A 16,253-nucleotide genomic window follows, 5' to 3' on the forward strand; every position below is an offset into this window, starting at 1 on the left:
GCGCTCGGTTAGCCTCGCCGCATGCCTCTCACCCCCGACGATCTGACCGGGTATCTGGACCAGGGTCTGGACGCCGATCTGGCCCGCTGGTTCCCCGGTCTGCCGACCGCCTCCGTCCCCGAGGAGACCCGGCCGGTCGAGCCGTTCCTCGCCCGCCTCCCGGCCGCCGCCCGGACCGCGCTGGCCGCCTTCGACCGCCGGGTGCGGGCCGGGACGATGCCGGAGTTCCTCGACATCCACGACTGGTCCTACGCCTTCGGCTTCGCCGAGAACGACTGCCGCATCCTCGACACCGACTACGAGACCGAGCTGACGGACGACGATGTCTGGTCCGTCGGCGCCGACGGCGGCGGCAACTACTACGTCGTCCTCACGAACGGCAGGGTGGCCGTCTGGTTCCACGAGGAGGAGGTCATCGAGGAGGGCACCCAGTTCGACAGCCTCGACGTCTACGTCTGGTCCCTGGTCCGCTACCACGCCGTCCGCAGGGGCGTCCTCGAACTCGCGGACGTGGAGGCCGACTTCCGGTCGCTCGCCCAGCCGGGTGTGCTCGCCGAGGAGGTCGGCCTGCTGCGCCTGCTGAGCTGAGCGGGTCGGGTCTGAGCGGGTCAGGTCTGGGAGGCCCGGACGGCTGCCCGGTGGGCGTCGGCCAGGGGGCAGCCGTCGACGTGGCGCAGCAGGTGGCCGGTCAGGTCGGCGAGCTGGGTGACCTGCTCGGGGGAGAGGGCGTTGAAGACGAGGGTGCGGACGGTGTCGACGTGGCCGGGGGCGGCCTGCTCGATGGTGGTGCGGCCGGACTCGGTGAGGTGGAAGGTGATGCCGCGGCGGTCGGTGGCGCACTCCTCGCGCCGGACGAGGCCGCGCCGCTGCATCCGGGAGAGCTGGTGGGAGACGCGGCTCTGTTCCCAGGCGAGGGAGGCGCCGAGGTCGCGGGCGCGCAGGCCGTCGGGGGCGTCGTGGAGCCGGCCGAGCACCTCGTAGTCGGCGACGGAGATGCCGTGCCCGTCCTGGAGCTGCCGGCCCAGGTCGGTCTGGAGCCGGGAGCTGAGCTGCGTCAGCCCGCGCCAGGCGAGAAGTTCCTCGTTCGAAAGCCACTGCGTCATGGGGCCAGCCTAGTGGAATGGATGACAGGTCATGTATGTTGGTTGACGTGTCATGCAAGTGAGGTGTGGCGCAACCGCGCCCCGCGTCAGTCAGGAGCCAGCCATGAACCGGACCCTCGACCGCGTCACCGAGAAGCAGCGGCTCGGGCCGGACGCCCAGGTCGACGACAAGGCGCTCGTCTTCGTGCCGACCGACCCCGCCCTCACCGACCCCTTCCTCGCGCTCGTCGAGGACCGGTTCTCCGCGCCCGGCTTCGAATGGCACCCCCACCGCGGCCTGGAGACCGTCACCACCGTCGTCGACGGCGTCCTCGAACACGGCGACAACCTCGGCCACGCGGGCGCCCTCGAACCCGGCGAGGTGCAGTGGATGACCGCAGGCAAGGGCATCATCCACCGCGAACTCGCCTACCGGAACGAGCACGCCCACGTCCTCCAGATGTGGCTGAACCTCCCCGCCGCGAAGAAGCTGACCCCCTCCCGCTACCAGGACCTCACCCGCGCGGCGATGCCCCGCCTCCGGCTCCCCGGCGTCCACATCGACGTCCACGCCGGGACGGTCGACGGCGTCACCGGCGCCGCCGACACCCACCACCCCGTCCAGGGCCTGGTCGCCACCCTCGACCCGGAGTCCTCGTACACCCTCGAAGTCCCCGCCGAACACCGGCTGTTCGCCCACGTCATGAACGGCGGCCTCCTCGTCGCGGGCCGCACCCTGCACGCCGGACAGACCGGCTGGTCCGACCCCGTGAAGAGCCCGCACCCCACGACCCTCCACCTCCGGGCCACCGACCCTGAGCACCCGGCCCGCGTGATGATCTACAGCGGCACCCCCCTGCGCGAACCCGTCGCCCTCGGCGGCCCCTTCGTCATGAACACCAAGCTGGAGATCACGAAGGCGTTCGCCGACTTCCACGCCGGAGCCTTCGGCGAGGTCCCCCGCACGGCCCGCCTCGCCTACGACCGCTGAGTCCCGGAATTCCCGTGGAGCGGGCGCCCGTCTCCCGGCTACGCTCCCCGCGTGGAAGGGGAACCGCGGCAGGACGAGGCGCCGCTCCTGCGTGACCTCCGCCCCGCCCTCTGCGCCGAACTGATCGAGCTGCTGGAGGCCGAGGGCGAGTACTGGCTCGCCGTCTGCGCCTGGGACCTGCGCGTCGTCGGCGAGTGCGGCTGCGGCGGCGACTTCTGCCAGAGCCTGCGTACGGAGGACCTGCCGCCCGACGTCCCCTTCGGCCCCGGCCACCGCTGCGTCCCCCTCGACCCGGAGGAGGGGATGGTGATCCTGGACGTGGTGGACGGCCGGATCGTGTACGTCGAGGTCCTCGACCGCCCGCCTCCGCGCTGACCCCCACCCCTCGGCGACAATCGGTCCAGCCGCTGAACCGGCCCGTACCGATCGCCGAAGGAGATGGCTCGTGGAGCTGAGGCACCTGAAGTACTTCCTGGCGGTCGCCGACACCCGCAGCTTCACGCGGGCCGCAGCCGCCTCGTACGTCGCGCAGTCCGCGCTCAGCCAGCAGATCGCCCGGCTGGAGAAGGACGTGGGCGCGCGGCTGTTCAGCCGGACCAGCAGATCCGTCCGGCTCACGGCGGCCGGTGAGCTGCTCGAACCGCTGGCCCGCCGCATCCTCGCCGAGGCCGACAACGCCCAGGCCGCCCTGGACGCCCTCGCCGGACTGCGCCGGGGACGGCTGCGGCTCGGCCTCGTCCAGACCCTCGCCAGCGCCCTCGACCTCGCCGAGGTGCTGGCCGGCTTCCACGCCCGCCACCCCGGCATCGACCTGCGCGTCACCAACGCGCCCAGCGCGCGGATGGCCGCCGCCGTGCTCGCCGGGGAACTGGACGTCGCGGTCGTCGGACTCGGCCCCGACCAGGTGCCGGACGGGCTCGGCCACCGCTCGCTGGGCAGCGACCCGCTCGTCCTCGTCGTCCCCGCCGGACACCCCCTCGCCGACCGCGACACCGTGTCCCTGGCCGACCTGCCCGACCCCCGGCAGCTCATCCAGTTCCAGCGGGGCACCGGGCTGCGCCGGCAGGTCGAGGCGGCGTTCGCGCGCGCCGGGGCCGAGGCGGGCACGCACTTCGAGGTCGGGCAGATCCACGACATGATCCGCCTCGCCTCCCGCGGCGTGGGCGTCACCGTCGTCCCCCGCTCCTCGGCCGAACGGTCCCTGTCCGCGACGGCCCGGGGGACCCGGGTCCTGCGTATCGACGACGCCGAGGCCGTCCACCACATCTCCGTCGTCCACGACCCCCGTCGGCTCGCCCCGGCCGCCGCCGCGTTCCTCGACACCGTCGAGGAGTGCCGATCGGTATCAGCGATCACTGGCAGCTGATCCATGTGTTGGACCGCTCACCGGTCCCTGAACCATCCTGGTCACACCCCGACCCGCAGCCGTCCACCCCGGGAAGTGACCCACATGACCAGCCGTTTCGAAGAGGGCCTCAAGATCCGCAAGGAGGTCCTCGGCGCCGACCGCGTCGAGCGGACCCTCTCCGAGGCGAGCGACTTCGTCTGGCCGGCGCAGCAGTGGGTCACCGAAGCCTGCTGGGGCACCGTCTGGAACCGCCCCGGCCTCGACCGCGCCACCCGCAGTCTCCTCAACATTGCCCTCCTGACCGCCCTCGGCAGACCCGTCGAACTCGCCGGACACGTCCGGGGCGCCCTCACCAACGGCTGCACCCCCGAACAGATCCAGGAGGTCCTGCTCCACACCGGCGTCTACTGCGGAGTCCCGGCCGCCCTCGACGCGTTCCGCACCGCCGACACGGTCCTCGCGGAGCACGCCGAAGGAGGACACTGACCGACCATGCACCCCGTACTGCGCGACGCCTGGACCACCGTCGTCCCCGACCGGCAGGACCGGCACGGCCCCCTGCCGCCCCTCATGGTCGCCCTGACCGTCGTCACCGGCCTGGTCGACGCCTTCAGCTACCTCGTCCTCGGCCACGTCTTCGTCGCCAACATGACCGGCAACGTCGTCTTCTCCGGCTTCGCCCTGGCCGGCGCCGCCGGTTTCTCCCTCGCCGCCTCCCTCGCCGCACTCCTCTCCTTCGTCGCCGGCGCCCTCCTCGGCGGCCGGATCGCCCACCGCGCCCGCGCCCACCGGGGTTGGGTCCTGCATCTGGCGCTGCTGGTGGAGACGACGCTCGTCGTGGCGGCGTACGCCGTCGCGGAGGCGGCCGGCGATCCCTACGGGGACGTCGTGCGGTACGTCCTGATCGTGCTCCTCGGCATCGGGATGGGCGTCCAGAACGCCGCCGCCCGAGCGCTCGCCGTACCCGACCTCACGACCACCGTCCTGACGCTGACCCTCACCGGCATGGCCTCCGACAGCAGGGCGGCCGGGGGAGGGGGCGGGCGGACCGGGCGGCGCGCGCTGTCGGCGCTGGCGATGTTCGGCGGGGCGCTGGCCGGGGCGGCCGTCGTGCTCCACGTGAGCGCCGCGCTGCCGCTGCTGCTCGCCGGGGTGCTCCTGGCGGGGGCGACCGCCGCGTCGTACGTGCTGACCAGGTCGGACGCGGGGTGGACGGAGCCGGTGTGACGACCGGTGCGGTCGGGCCGGTGTGACGGCCGGGGCGGTGGGGCCGTCGGTACGCTGGCCGGCGTACCGATCATCGCACCGCACGCCTCATCGCCCCGTGTGCCGCAGGAAAGGCAGGCCGCCCTCATGACCCTCCGCTGCGCCGTACTCGACGACTACCAGGACGTCGCGCTGACGTCCGCGGACTGGAGCGCTCTCGCCGGCCGGGTCGAGGTGCGCACGCTCCGCGAGCACATCGCCGACCGGGACCGGCTCGTCCGGGAACTCGCCGACTGCGAGATCGTCGTCGCGATGCGGGAGCGGACCCCCTTCGACGCCGAACTCCTCGGCCGGCTGCCGAAGTTGCGGCTGCTCGTGACGACGGGGATGCGCAACGCGTCCATCGACCTGACCGCAGCCGCCGCACAGGGCGTCACCGTCTGCGGTACGGCCAGCAACGCCACCCCGCCCGCCGAACTCACCTGGGCGCTCCTCCTCGGCCTCGCCCGTCAACTCACGGTGGAGAGCCGGGCGTTCCGCGAGAACGGCCCCTGGCAGTCGACTGTCGGCCTCGACCTCGCCGGCCGCACTCTGGGCCTCCTCGGACTCGGCCGCCTCGGCAGCCAGGTCGCCCGCGTCGCCACCGCCTTCGGCATGGACGTCCTCGCCTGGAGCCAGAACCTCACACCCCAGCGCGCGGCCGACGCGGGAGCCCGACTCGCCGCGAGCAAAGAGGACTTGCTGGCCCGCAGCGACTTCGTCTCCCTCCACCTCGTCCTCTCCGACCGCACCCGCGGCCTCCTCGGCGAACCCGAACTGCGCGCCATGCGCCCCCACGCCCTCCTCGTCAACACCTCCCGCGCCGCGATCGTCGACCGGGCGGCACTGGTCCGCGCCCTGCGCGAAGGCTGGATCGCCGGCGCCGGACTCGACGTCTTCGAGACCGAGCCCCTCCCCGCCGACGACCCGCTGCGCACCCTCCCCAACGTCCTCGCCACCCCGCACCTCGGATACGTCACCGAACGCAACTACCGGACGTTCTACGGCGAGGCCGTCGAGGACATCGACGCGTTCCTGACGGGGGAGCCGGTGCGGGTGCTGACCAAGAGCTGACCGGGGGCGGGCCGCAGAGCGGGTGCGGGGGCCCGCCCCCCTCCGGACCGGCATGGTGGCCGGATCGTACGGAAGAGCCGCCCTGGCAACGATGGTGTGCGTCCGGCACGACACCGCCCACGGCCTCCGGAGACCCCCCCCTTGCCGAAGAACCGCACACGCGCCCGCCTCCTGTGGTCGGCGACGCTCCTGCTCCTGCTCACCGCCTGCGGCGTCAGCGCCGATCCCCCGGCCGGCCCGACGACCCACCTGATCGACCACGACGGACGCCGCCTCGCGTTCCACGTCACCCCCGGCCGCTCCCCGGCCATCGTCCTGGACGCGGGCGGCGGCGAGGACTCCTCGTACTGGAAGGACCTCGCCCCGAGGCTCGCGTCCGCCACCGGGTCCGAGATCGTCACCTACGACCGGGCCGGGCTCGGCGACAGCGACGACGCGCCCGGCCCCTGGGACCCGCGGCGGGCCGCCGGAGACCTGACGGCCGGTCTGCGGGAGCTCGGGGTGACCCGGGACGCGATCCTGGTGGCGCACTCCCAGGCGGGCGAGGTCGCCACCTACGCCACCCTCGCCCACCCGGGCCTGGTCGCCGGCGCGGTGCTCGTCGACGCGAACCTGCCGCAGTTCTTCACCGACGGACAGATCACCAGGCTCGTCACCCTCGGGAAGCCGCAGGTCGACGCGGCGAAGGCGGACCCCTCCACGAAGGCGAACCGTCAACTGGCCGCCACCGCCGAGAGTTTCGTCCCCGTGCACCGGGCGTTCCACCGGGTCTCCTGGCCCGACGGCGTCCCCGCCACCGTCGTCGTCTCGGAGAAGACTCCCTTCGACGGCTCACCCCAGGACGTCCGGGCCTGGCACGACGCCGCCGCCGCGTTCGCGCGCGCCGGCACCGGCCGTGTCCTCGTCACCGCCGCCGGCAGCTCCCACGACGTCCCCGTCGACCGTCCCGGCCTCGTCCTCGGCGAGATCGAGAAGCTGCGCGCACGCGTCGAGAGGTGACGCCTCTCCCCGGGAGGGGGCATGCGGGCCGCCGTTCGGCGGAGTGCGCGGACCGGGGAGGCGGGGGCGCGGGTTTGCTGGGGGCATGAGGACGTATCGGATGTGGCGTGTGGTCACGGCGGCGGCCGTGCTGGTCGGGGCCGTGCTGACGGGGACGGCGGCCGGGGCGGTGGAGACGGCGGCGTGCACCGCCGGGACCGGGCCCTACCAGCGGCAGCTGGAGCGGTACCTGAGACTGCCGGAGGACGGACGGCAGTCACCGGCCGACTGCCGGGCCATCAGCGCGTTCCAGACTGCCAACGGCCTTGTCCCGGCGAACGGTTACGCCCACTACCCGACGTACCGCATGATGCTCGTCGCCGTCGCCGCCCGGAACCCCAACGCCGCCCGCCGCTGCCCGGTCGCCTCCTACCGGGTCGCCTGCGTCGACCTGGCCCGCCAGCTGATGTGGGTCCAGAAGGGCAACCGGGTCCTCTACAGCCCCGTACCTATCCGCTCGGGCCGCGACGGGTACGAGACCCGCACCGGGACCCACCGCGTCTACCTCCGCCACCGGGACCACTACTCCACCCTCTACAACCGCTCCCCGATGCCGTACTCCCAGTTCTTCGACGGCGGCCAGGCGTTCCACGGCTCCTACGGCGACCTCTTCAAAGGCGGCTCCCACGGCTGCGTCAACCTGCGCGTGAGCGACGCGCGGAGGCTGTGGGGCGTCCTGAAGCAGAGGGACCGGGTGGTCGTCTGGGGCGTGCGGCCGGGTGTCGTACGCGAGGTCGGGCCCGGCGCCTAGCCCGCGCGCCGGATCAGGAGGACGTGGTCGACGACCTCGGCGGTCTCGCCGCCGGGGCCCGTCGCGATGCGGCGTGGGGAGTCGGCCCGTTCGGTCGTCCAGGTCGCCGGGTCCAGTGCGAGACCGGCGGCGACCTCCTCCGGGCCGGGGTAGCGGATCGCCGGGTCCTGGTTCCACGACCACGGCGCGGTGGAGCCGTGATCGACCACCAGCAGCCGCCCACCCGCCCGCAACGCCCCCGCCGCCCGCCGCAGCGCCGCCACCCGGTCCAGCGCCTTCGGCGTCTGGAGGTAGTGCGCACTGACCAGGTCGAACCCGCCCTCCGGGAAGGACTCGTCCAGGTGATGGCGTACGGCGCTGACGCGCCCGGCGAGGTCGCGCGTGCGGGCGAGAGCCGTGAGCCGCTCGACCGCGACCGCCGAGATGTCGACGGCGGTCACCCGCCACCCCCGGCCCGCGAGCCACAGCGCGTCGCCGCCGTCCCCGCAGCCCAGGTCCAGCGCGTCACCCGGCGGCAGGTCCGACACCGTCTCGGTGAGGCGGGCGTTCGGCCGGGGATCGTCCGCCGCGGGGCGGGCCGCGTAGACGCCGTCCCAGAACGTGAACGCGTCGGTGGTGTCCATCGGAACTCCTCGTGTCGGTGGACGCCCAGTCTCGTCGGGGCCCTCCCGGGACGGCACGAGAAGTTGCCGGAACGGCAAACCGGCCCCGCCGTGAGGGCGGAGCCGGTCCGGGATTCGGGAGAGACCCGCGTGCGTCTACGCGGACGCGCCTCGCGCCCGGCGTCGCAGCGCGAACACCGTCGCCACCGCGCCCGCCGCGAACACGCCGCCGCCGAGGGCGACCGGCAGCACCGGGGACGTCGAGGCGGACGTCTCGTCGGCGACGTTCTGCGCCTTGAGGTCCGCGATGTACTGCGGGGAGGCCGCCGTACGCGCGTAGTGGCCCGGGATCGGCCGGACCGACTTCACGGAGCCGTCGGTGTTGAGGAGCACCTGCTTGTCGTTGGGGTGCCGGAAGTCGAACAGGCCGGAGAGGCTGTTCGCGCGCCGGTCGAAGGACGCGTCACCGATGCGCCCGGTACGCCAGTTGTCCTCGATGAACTTGGTGATCGACGCCTGCTCGGTGGCCGTGTGGTCGATCGAGTTCACCTTGCTGTACGGGGAGACGACGAGCAGCGGCTGCCGGGTGCCGGGGCCGCAGCGGTCCGCGTAGCCGTGCGCGGCCTTCGGGCCGGACTGGCAGAAGGGGGAGTCGACGGCCTTGCCGTCGGAGCCGGCCGTCGAGTCCTTCGAGCCGTTCAGCACCTTCGACGTGACGTGGTCGTACCAGCCGTCGGAGTCGTCGTACGCGACGACCACCGCGGTCGACTTCCACTCCGGGGACTGCTGGAGGGCGTTGATCTCCTTGACGAGGAAGTGCTGCTCGTCGACCGGGTCCGAGTAGGCGGCGTGGCCGTCCTGGTACTCGGCGGCCTTCAGGAAGCTCACCGCGGGGAGGTCGCCGGCCTTGAGGGCGGCGTCGAAGTCGGTGAGGTCGTAGTTGTGGTTCGCGCGCCCGCTGTGACCGATCTCGGCGATGTTCTTCGGCGCGAGGTGGTGCGGGTTCGACGTGGACTTGTAGTACTGGAACGGCGAGTGGTGCGGCGAGTAGTCCTCGACGGCCGCGCCGCCGACGTTCGTGTGGGTGGCGCCCGCGCACTTCGCGTGGTCACCGCTCTTCCCGTCCCACGCGGTGCTCGGCCGGAACCCGCCCTGGAACCAACCCCAGCTCACGCCCTTGGAGTTGAGCAGGTCACCGATGTTCTTCCCCTGCATCACCGCGAGCGCGTTCGTGCTGGAGCGGTCCTTGTCCGAGCAGTCGTCGAACGCCGGGTCCGGGTCGTTGACGACCGTGCCGACACCCTTCGCGTCCGGGGACACGACGGCGTACGGGTCCGGCTTCGCCGTCCGCTTGCCGGTGACCGGGTCGACGGAGACGACGCCGTGGGTCTGACCGGAGATCAGGTTCAGCGCGCCGGGTGTGGAGGGGCCGTAGACCGAGCTGAAGGAGTGGTCGCCGAGCGCGTAGTGCTGGGCGTAGTTCCACAGCGCGGTGACGGTGTTGCCGTCGTAGTAGTCCATGACGAGACCGGGCTCACCGAACAGGCCGGTGCACTTGTCGACCTCGGTGTTCTCCACGTACTTGTCGGCCTTGCCGCCGTTCGCGGCGTACTGCTCGGGGCCGTAGGAGTGGTTCTGGTCGCAGGTCATCGCCTGGTCGCTGCTGAGGCGCTGCGGCGCGTACAGGTTCGGATTCTTCTTCAGCAGGCCCGAGTTCGACAGGTTGTCGGCCTTCGGGGTGTGCGCGGCGGCCTTGAACGTCGTGCCGTCGGTGTTCGCGGCCTGCGGGTAGGTGCCGAAGTAGTGGTCGAACGACACGTTCTCGTCGTAGAGCACCACCAGGTGCTTGATCGGCGTGGCGGTGTGCGGGGCGGCGTGGCCGTGGCCGTGCGCGGTGGTCGCGGCGGCGGGGACCGTGCCGCCCGCCGCGGCGAGGGCGGCGGCGCCGAGCAGGGCGCCGACGCGCGCGAGGCGGCGGGCGCCGGAGGGGGTTGCTGAGCCGGTCATGCGTGTCTCGACTTCCGGGAGAACAGGGGTGTACCACTCGGATGCTGGGCAATCCGGACGGCGGGGCGGGGGAGGGGCGATGACGGGCGGACGAACGGCGGGTCAGGACATGCTCATGCGAACTTGAACTTTTCTTGACACGGTGAGACAAGAGGAGTTCCGGCGGAGGCGGACTTCAGGACAGGAGGGTCCGCCCCAGCCAGTCGTCCGCGTCCCGCGCGCCCGGCAGCGCGAAGAAGTACCCGCCGCCGAACGGGCTGACGTAGTCCACCAGCGGCTCCCCGGCCAGCCGCTTCTGCACCGCCTCGAACTGCCGCGCCAGATCCTGCTGGTAGCACGTGAACAGCAGCCCCATGTCGAGGTTCCCGTTGCTGTCCGTGCCCCGGTCGTAGTTGTAGCCCCGCCGCAGGACGCGCTGCCCGTCCGTCTCGGCGGTTCGGGGGTTCGCCAGGCGTATGTGACTGTCCAGCGGGATGACCGAACCCTTCGGGTCCTGCGGATAGTTGGGCACGTCCGTCTCACGCCGCCCGTCGAGCGGCGCTCCCGTGTCCCGGGCCCGCCCGAACATCCGCTCCTGCTCGGTGATCGACACCCGGTCCCAGAACTCGACGAGCATCCGGATCAGCCGGACGACCTGATAGCTCCCGCCCGTCGCCCACGCCGGTTCCCCGTCGCCCGCGCCGACCCACACCAGCCGGTTCATCTCCCGCGCGCTCGCGGTGTCCGGGTTGGCGATGCCGTCCTTGAAACCGAGGTGGTTGCGGGGCGTCCCCGAGGGGCGGGGAGGGCTGACGAACCCGTCCATCCGCCACCGCACCTGCATGCCGCCCCGCGTGTGCCGGGCGACGTCCCGCAGGGCGTGCAGGACGGTGTCCGCGCTGCCCGCCGTGAACTGGACGCTGAGGTCGCCGTGACACCAGTCCGGGTTCAGGTCGTCGTCCGGGAACGCGGGCATCTCGGTCAGGCGGCGCGGCCTGCGCGCGGCCAGCCCGTAGCGGCCGTCGAACAGGGAGGCGCCGACGCCGACGGTGACGGTCAGACCGTCCGCCGCGACGACCGGGCCGAGGGTGCCCGAATCGGCCGGCGGGGCGGTGATGCCCGCTTCGTCAGGGCTGCCGCCAGCCGTCAGGAAACGGGCCCTGGCGGTCAACGTCCGCAGCAGATCGGTGAGTTCGGCACGGTTCACGGCGGTCGCGTCGAACGACACGAACGCCGTCGCCTTCTGCGCCGGTTCCACGATCCCGGCCTGGTGCGTGCCGTGGAAGGGGGTGGGGGAGGGGGCAGCAACGGCCGTACCCCGGTCGGCGGCCACCAGGCCCGTACCGGCGACCGCCGCCGCACCGGCCAGGAAACCCCGGCGTCCGACGTCGCTGTTCACGCTGTCCTCCGTACGTCCGTGAGGGCGGCGACGTCCGCCAGCCGCTCCACCAGCCCGCCGATGTCGGCGTCGACCTTCTCCCGCTGGGCGCGCGTCAGCCCGGTCAGGGGCTTCGCGACGACGGCGTCCAGGGTGCGCTGGGCGCGGTCCAGCCACGCGTCGAGGCCGGTGAGCCCCGCGTCCCGGGTCCTGAGCAGCGGGCGCAGGAGGTCCAGCAGGACACGGGTGCCGTCGAGGTTCGCGCGGGCCGTCGCGAGGTTCGTGCCGCTGCCCTGGTCGGTGCGGCCGGTCAGCTCGAACTGGAGCGTGTTCTCCATGATCTCGTGCGCCCGCAGCCCGACGTCCGCCGGGTCGATCCGCTGCTCCGGCCAGCTTCTCCGGAGCGCGTGGACGGCTCCGGCGAGGGCGTCCGCCGGGGCGCGCAGCGTGCTCGCCGGCTCGCCGTGCCACAGGCCCCGCTCGACGCGGTGGAACCCCGCCGAGTCCCCGTTGATCTGTGCGTCGGCGTCCCCGAACGTGCCGTACGCGGCGCCCATCCGCTCGTACACGAGATGCGCGGGGAGCCAGGCGGCGCGGGCGGCGGTGAGGTCGCCCCGGTCGACGGCCTTCGTCAACACGTCCGTCTTCTGCGAGAGTTCGACCGTACGGGCCTGAATCCACCGCTGGTAGGCGAGCGTCACCGGGATCAGATCCTGCTGGGTCACCGGCACGGCGGCCGGCCCGCTCCGGATGTGGCTCCCGGTGATCCGCACGACCGGTCCGGTGACCGCGTCGGCGTCGTCCGGCAGACACTTGAAGGCGTACGACCCGTCCCCCAGCGTGACCCGCAGCGCCCGCTCGGTCCCCGGGCCCAGCCCCTCGACCTCGCCGTACACCGCGCCGGTCCGCGCGTCCGTGAGGTACACCTCGGCGGCCGTGTCGGAGGTGTTCCGCAGGTCGAACACCTGACGTCCCCCGTGCGGCTCGGTCCACCCGCCCCCGCAGTCGGCGGAGGTGACCCGCACGGTCGTGTGCCGCAGCCCGTCGCCGCTGCCCGCGGCCGGTCGCGCATGCGCCCCGCAGCCCGCCAGGGCGACGATCACACCCCCGACGAACAGGGTCTTCCTGAGCACGCCGGGCCTCCAGGGGTTCGTACGGACGTGGGCGGCGCCGACGATCGTAAGCACCCCGTACGCCCCGATCCGTCCCCCTGGCCCGGACCTGGCCGAACCCTGGCGCGGAATTCGCCGGCGGTTCACCGGGGCGTCGCGAGAACGTGGCGGAGCCCGGGAGTCGTATCCAGCTCCCGGGCTCCTGGGAATGCCACCCATTTGCGCACGCCAGTGGCGTTTAAGAGGAAAGATCAGCTGTTAAGCCGTCGTGTTCTGCCTTTGAACTACCGCACCAGGGAGAGGTGCAGGCGAGAGTCGAACTCGCATCCGTCGGCGTTCGTCCTTCCTCGTTCGATCCGGCGATCGGTGGCGGATGCTGAAGCTGGAGCGAGAGTCTGAGATTGACCGCGGCTGCCTCTGCCGAATTGGGCCACCCCGGCGTGTGGTGCCGGGGGAAGGAGTCGAACCTTCACCGTTACCGCGTACTTCAGGCTGAACGTCAGTTTCAGCTTGCGCTCATCGCGCGAGACCGGTTCTCATCCCGGCCGCGCCTGTGGCGCACCCCCGCGCTCGCACGCGGGGGCGATCATGGGGCCGCCCGTCAGGAGAACAGGTAGCCGAACACCGCGTCCCCGACGCGCCGGTCCGTGACCTCGGCGCCGTTGGCCTCCTCGCGGGCGAACTTCACGGCCTGCTGCAACTTCTCGACCCGGTCGAGCAGCTCGTTGACCCGCCGGGCGGGCAGCGCGCCGGAGAACTTCACCGTCGTCCAGTAGCCGATCGGCACGTCCTCGTAGTACACCTCGACCTGCGCCGGGTGCTTCTCGGTCGCCTCCGCCTTGACGTGGTTGCGCGGCACCTTCTTCGTGCGGATCGTGCGCACCGGGTCCGTCTTCCACCAGTCCGTCGAGGGGTCCAGCGACCAGGACTCCGCCGCGTCCAGCACGGGCAGCTTCTTGACGAACGTGTGCAGATCGGTGAGCTGCTTCTCCAGGAACAGCAGATAGCTCACCGGCACGTCCGCGACGACCGTCCGCCCGTCCACCACGACGTCCGCGCGAGCCTCGCAGTTCGCCCAGTCCTTCGTCGCCGTCACGTCGAACAGCCGCGTCAGCGAACCGGACATCTCCCGCAGGACGTCCTCCGCCTTGATCTGCACCCGCGTGGACTCGGGCGGCAACTGCTCGCCCTCCTCGTCCTTCGGCTGGTACGTACGCGCGATCCCGGCCAGCAGCGCCGGCTTCTGCACCCGGTGGTGCGCGGCGGTGATGTCCTGGAACGACTTGCTCTTGACGCCCTTTTCGACAGCGATGATCTGATTGAGCTTCGCCATGTGGCCCCCCTTCGAACAAGCCGAACGTATCCCACACCCCACCCCCGGGGCCCGCGATTATTCACCGGTGACCAGCGCCCCACGATGATCGTTACGGCGGCATGAGAACGATGACCCGCCGCGCCACCGTCCGCTGCGCCCTGACGACCCTCGTCGCCGCAGCCGCCACCCTGACCCTCGCGGCCCCCGCCGCGCCCCGCGCCACCGGCTTCGACCAGCAGATCCTGGACCGCAGCAACGCCCACCGCGCCGCACACAACGCCCCGGACCTCACCCTCGACCCGAAGCTCAGCGCCTGGGCCCAGGACTGGGCTGACAAGATGGCGGCGACCGGCAGGTTCGAGCACCGCCCGCACAACGAGTACGGCGAGAACCTCCACTACGCCTGGCGCTCCGACGGCTCCGGCCCCACCGGCGAGGAGGTCGTCGACGGCTGGTACGCCCAGGTCCGCGACTACCACTCCTTCGGCGCCGAACCCGACATGAGCACCTTCAAGAAGTGGGGCCTGTTCACCCAGCTCGTCTGGAAGTCCTCCACCCGCATCGGCGTCGGCAGGGCGACCACGTCCGACGGCAAGACGTACGTCGTCGTCGACTACGACCCCCCGGGCAACTACACGGGCCGCTTCACGGCGAACGTGCTGCCGCGCGCGTGAGGTACGCGGGGGCGGGCCGGGTGCGGGTGAGGTTCGCGGAGGTGGGCCGGGGGCGGGTGACACACTGACCCCCATGTCGACTCTCTTCACCCGCATCCTCGACGGCGAACTCCCCGGCCGTTTCGTCTGGCAGGACGACAAGGCCGCCGCGTTCCTGAGCATCGCCCCCCTCACCCCCGGCCACACCCTCGTCGTGCCCCGCCAGGAGATCGACCGCTGGACCGACGCGGACGGCGAACTCCTCGCCCACTGCGTGTCCGTGGCGCAGAAGATCGGCCGCGCGGTCCAGCTGGCCTGGGACGCCCCCCGGGCCGGCCTCATCGTCGCCGGGTTCGAGGTCCCCCACATGCACATCCACGTCGCCCCGGTGTGGGAGATGGGCGACTTCGACTTCACCAAGGCCGAAGTGGAGAAGGACGAGTCGAAGTTGGACGACGCGGCGGACCGAATCCGCGCGGCCCTGGGCGAGTTGGGGTACGCCCAGAGCTAGGGCCCCGGCGGTCCGTACCTGACCGGCAGCCTGCCGACCCCGCCCGTCAGCGCCCCGCCCCGCCACTCCAACGTGCGGGCGGGGACGGCGAGTTCCAGGCGGGGGAAGCGGGTGACGACGGCCGTCAGCGCGGTTTCGAGGAGCAGGACGGCCGTCCGCGCGCCGACGCAGTAGTGGGGGCCGTGCCCGAACGCCAGATGGGGGAGGGGCGGCCGGGTGATGTCGAACGTGTCGGGGTCGGCGTAGACGGCGGGGTCGCGGTCGGCGTAGGCGTGCGCGGGGATCACCACCTCGCCCGCCCGGACCTCGGTGGACCCGATCCGCAGGTCGGCGAGGGCGAGCCGGGGCAGCGCCATGTCCCCGGCGACGTCGTGGCGCAGGATCTCCGTCACGGCTCCCGGGACACCGCCGGGGGTGAGCGTCTCGTACTGGGCGGGGTGGGCCAGCAGCGCGAGCAGGCCGTTGGTGAGGACGGCGGCCGTCGTGGTGGTCCCGGCGACGAACAGGTTCACGGCGACGGCGGTGAGTTCCCGCCGGGTGAGCCGGCCCGCGCGGTGCGCGTCCGTCAGGCCGGCGAGGAGACCGGGGTCCGGGGCGAGCGTCGAGAAGTGGTCGCGGAGCGCCAGGTGGCCGGCGCGGGCCTCGTCCGGCGGGCCGGTGAGGGAGAGCTTCTGGTGGGCCCAGGCCAGGAGCCGGGCGCGGTCGGGGTGCGGGACGCCGAGGAGGTCGCAGACGGTGTGGGTGACGAGGGGGACGGAGAACTCGGCGTGCAGGTCGGCGGGTTGACCGTTCAGCAGGCGGTGCGCGTGTTCTTCGACGGGCGCCCGGAGCCCGTCTGTCCGGGACGGGCGGAACGCCGGTGCGCACAGGCGGCGCAGGCGGGTGTGGTCGGGCGGGTCGACGCCGATGAGGCTGGGTTCGTCCAGGTCGGCGGCGGTGAAGCGGGGGCCGCCGGGGGTGGTGAGCATGGCCCGGCGGCTCAACCGGCTGTCGGACAGGGCCTGGACGACGTCGGCGCGGCGGACGGCGAGGCGGGCGGGGTGGCCGCTGGGCATGAGGACGTGGGGGAGGGTGTCCTGCCGGAGGAGGTGGAGGTGGGGCATGGGGGAGAGGGCGTGGGGGCGGTCGAAGGGGTAGTGCAGCATGTCGGAGGGGTCGTGCGGCATG

18 protein-coding genes and 1 tRNA gene are annotated in these 16,253 nt (G+C 72.5%); 11 read left to right on the forward strand and 8 right to left on the reverse strand.

All coding sequences use genetic code 11. The annotated features are described in order from the left end of the window. Positions 1-21: 21 nt before the first annotated feature. The gene (locus ABZX85_RS14840; RefSeq protein WP_355867099.1) at positions 22-588 is read left to right on the forward strand and encodes a hypothetical protein; all 567 of its coding nucleotides are present in this window, start codon (positions 22-24) and stop codon (positions 586-588) included. 20 nt (positions 589-608) lie between these two features. On the opposite strand, the gene ABZX85_RS14845 is transcribed toward ABZX85_RS14840, so the two are convergent. After that, positions 609-1,103, reverse strand: coding sequence for a MarR family transcriptional regulator (locus ABZX85_RS14845; RefSeq protein WP_355867102.1), 495 nt, complete (start codon positions 1,101-1,103; stop codon positions 609-611). Positions 1,104-1,206: 103 nt separating this feature from the next. On the opposite strand from ABZX85_RS14845, the gene ABZX85_RS14850 reads away from it, so the two are divergent. From ABZX85_RS14850 to ABZX85_RS14885, 8 genes are all read left to right on the forward strand, one after another. Further along, positions 1,207-2,073 carry a pirin family protein gene (locus ABZX85_RS14850; RefSeq protein WP_355867105.1) on the forward strand — a complete coding sequence of 289 codons (867 nt, stop codon included), beginning with the start codon at positions 1,207-1,209 and terminating at the stop codon, positions 2,071-2,073. A 51-nt stretch (positions 2,074-2,124) separates the two neighbouring features. Continuing rightward, positions 2,125-2,448 carry a hypothetical protein gene (locus ABZX85_RS14855; RefSeq protein WP_355867108.1) on the forward strand — a complete coding sequence of 108 codons (324 nt, stop codon included), beginning with the start codon at positions 2,125-2,127 and terminating at the stop codon, positions 2,446-2,448. A gap of 70 nt (positions 2,449-2,518) precedes the next feature. Continuing rightward, the gene (locus ABZX85_RS14860) at positions 2,519-3,439 is read left to right on the forward strand and encodes a LysR family transcriptional regulator (protein ID WP_355867111.1); all 921 of its coding nucleotides are present in this window, start codon (positions 2,519-2,521) and stop codon (positions 3,437-3,439) included. Between the two features lie 84 nt (positions 3,440-3,523). Next, complete coding sequence (locus ABZX85_RS14865; RefSeq protein WP_355867114.1) at positions 3,524-3,907, forward strand: carboxymuconolactone decarboxylase family protein; 384 nt, start codon at positions 3,524-3,526, stop codon at positions 3,905-3,907. A gap of 6 nt (positions 3,908-3,913) precedes the next feature. Next, a complete protein-coding gene (locus tag ABZX85_RS14870; protein ID WP_355867117.1) occupies positions 3,914-4,648 on the forward strand; it encodes a YoaK family protein in 735 nt (244 codons plus the stop codon). A gap of 126 nt (positions 4,649-4,774) precedes the next feature. Further along, positions 4,775-5,740: a D-2-hydroxyacid dehydrogenase family protein gene (locus tag ABZX85_RS14875; RefSeq protein ID WP_355867120.1), complete on the forward strand. Its 966-nt coding sequence runs from the start codon at positions 4,775-4,777 to the stop codon at positions 5,738-5,740. Between the two features lie 141 nt (positions 5,741-5,881). Then, a complete protein-coding gene (locus tag ABZX85_RS14880) occupies positions 5,882-6,739 on the forward strand; it encodes an alpha/beta hydrolase (protein WP_355867123.1) in 858 nt (285 codons plus the stop codon). 85 nt (positions 6,740-6,824) lie between these two features. After that, entirely contained in the window at positions 6,825-7,529 is a 705-nt protein-coding gene (locus ABZX85_RS14885; RefSeq protein ID WP_355867126.1) for a L,D-transpeptidase, read from the forward strand. Here ABZX85_RS14885 and ABZX85_RS14890 read toward each other — a convergent pair. The 6 genes from ABZX85_RS14890 to ABZX85_RS14915 form a co-directional block, all read right to left on the reverse strand. After that, on the reverse strand, positions 7,526-8,152 hold the full coding sequence (locus tag ABZX85_RS14890; RefSeq protein WP_355867129.1) for a methyltransferase domain-containing protein: 627 nt from the start codon (positions 8,150-8,152) through the stop codon (positions 7,526-7,528). The genes ABZX85_RS14885 and ABZX85_RS14890 overlap by 4 nt on opposite strands. Before the next feature lie 135 nt (positions 8,153-8,287). Next, on the reverse strand, positions 8,288-10,138 hold the full coding sequence (locus ABZX85_RS14895; protein WP_355867131.1) for an alkaline phosphatase family protein: 1,851 nt from the start codon (positions 10,136-10,138) through the stop codon (positions 8,288-8,290). 175 nt (positions 10,139-10,313) lie between these two features. After that, positions 10,314-11,516 (reverse strand): iron uptake transporter deferrochelatase/peroxidase subunit, encoded by a 1,203-nt coding sequence (efeB, locus tag ABZX85_RS14900; RefSeq protein ID WP_355867134.1) that lies wholly within the window; start codon positions 11,514-11,516, stop codon positions 10,314-10,316. Beyond that, positions 11,513-12,598, reverse strand: a complete 1,086-nt coding sequence (locus tag ABZX85_RS14905) for an EfeM/EfeO family lipoprotein (RefSeq protein ID WP_355867912.1) — start codon at positions 12,596-12,598, stop codon at positions 11,513-11,515. Before ABZX85_RS14905 ends, efeB begins: the two co-directional genes overlap by 4 nt. A gap of 452 nt (positions 12,599-13,050) precedes the next feature. After that, positions 13,051-13,153, reverse strand: a tRNA-Ser gene (locus ABZX85_RS14910). A 55-nt stretch (positions 13,154-13,208) separates the two neighbouring features. Beyond that, on the reverse strand, positions 13,209-13,940 hold the full coding sequence (locus tag ABZX85_RS14915; RefSeq protein WP_355867137.1) for a hypothetical protein: 732 nt from the start codon (positions 13,938-13,940) through the stop codon (positions 13,209-13,211). Between the two features lie 101 nt (positions 13,941-14,041). On the opposite strand from ABZX85_RS14915, the gene ABZX85_RS14920 reads away from it, so the two are divergent. Together ABZX85_RS14920 and ABZX85_RS14925 are read left to right on the forward strand one after the other, a co-directional pair. Further along, a complete protein-coding gene (locus tag ABZX85_RS14920; protein WP_355867140.1) occupies positions 14,042-14,596 on the forward strand; it encodes a CAP family protein in 555 nt (184 codons plus the stop codon). A 73-nt stretch (positions 14,597-14,669) separates the two neighbouring features. Next, entirely contained in the window at positions 14,670-15,086 is a 417-nt protein-coding gene (locus ABZX85_RS14925; RefSeq protein ID WP_355867143.1) for an HIT family protein, read from the forward strand. Here ABZX85_RS14925 and ABZX85_RS14930 read toward each other — a convergent pair. Next, positions 15,083-16,252, reverse strand: coding sequence for a cytochrome P450 (locus ABZX85_RS14930; RefSeq protein WP_355867146.1), 1,170 nt, complete (start codon positions 16,250-16,252; stop codon positions 15,083-15,085). The two genes, ABZX85_RS14925 and ABZX85_RS14930, sit on opposite strands and share 4 nt — an antisense overlap. Position 16,253: the final 1 nt, after the last annotated feature.

It is taken from the genome of Streptomyces sp. NPDC004539 (genome assembly GCF_040610055.1).
Classification (GTDB): Bacteria; Actinomycetota; Actinomycetes; order Streptomycetales; family Streptomycetaceae; genus Streptomyces.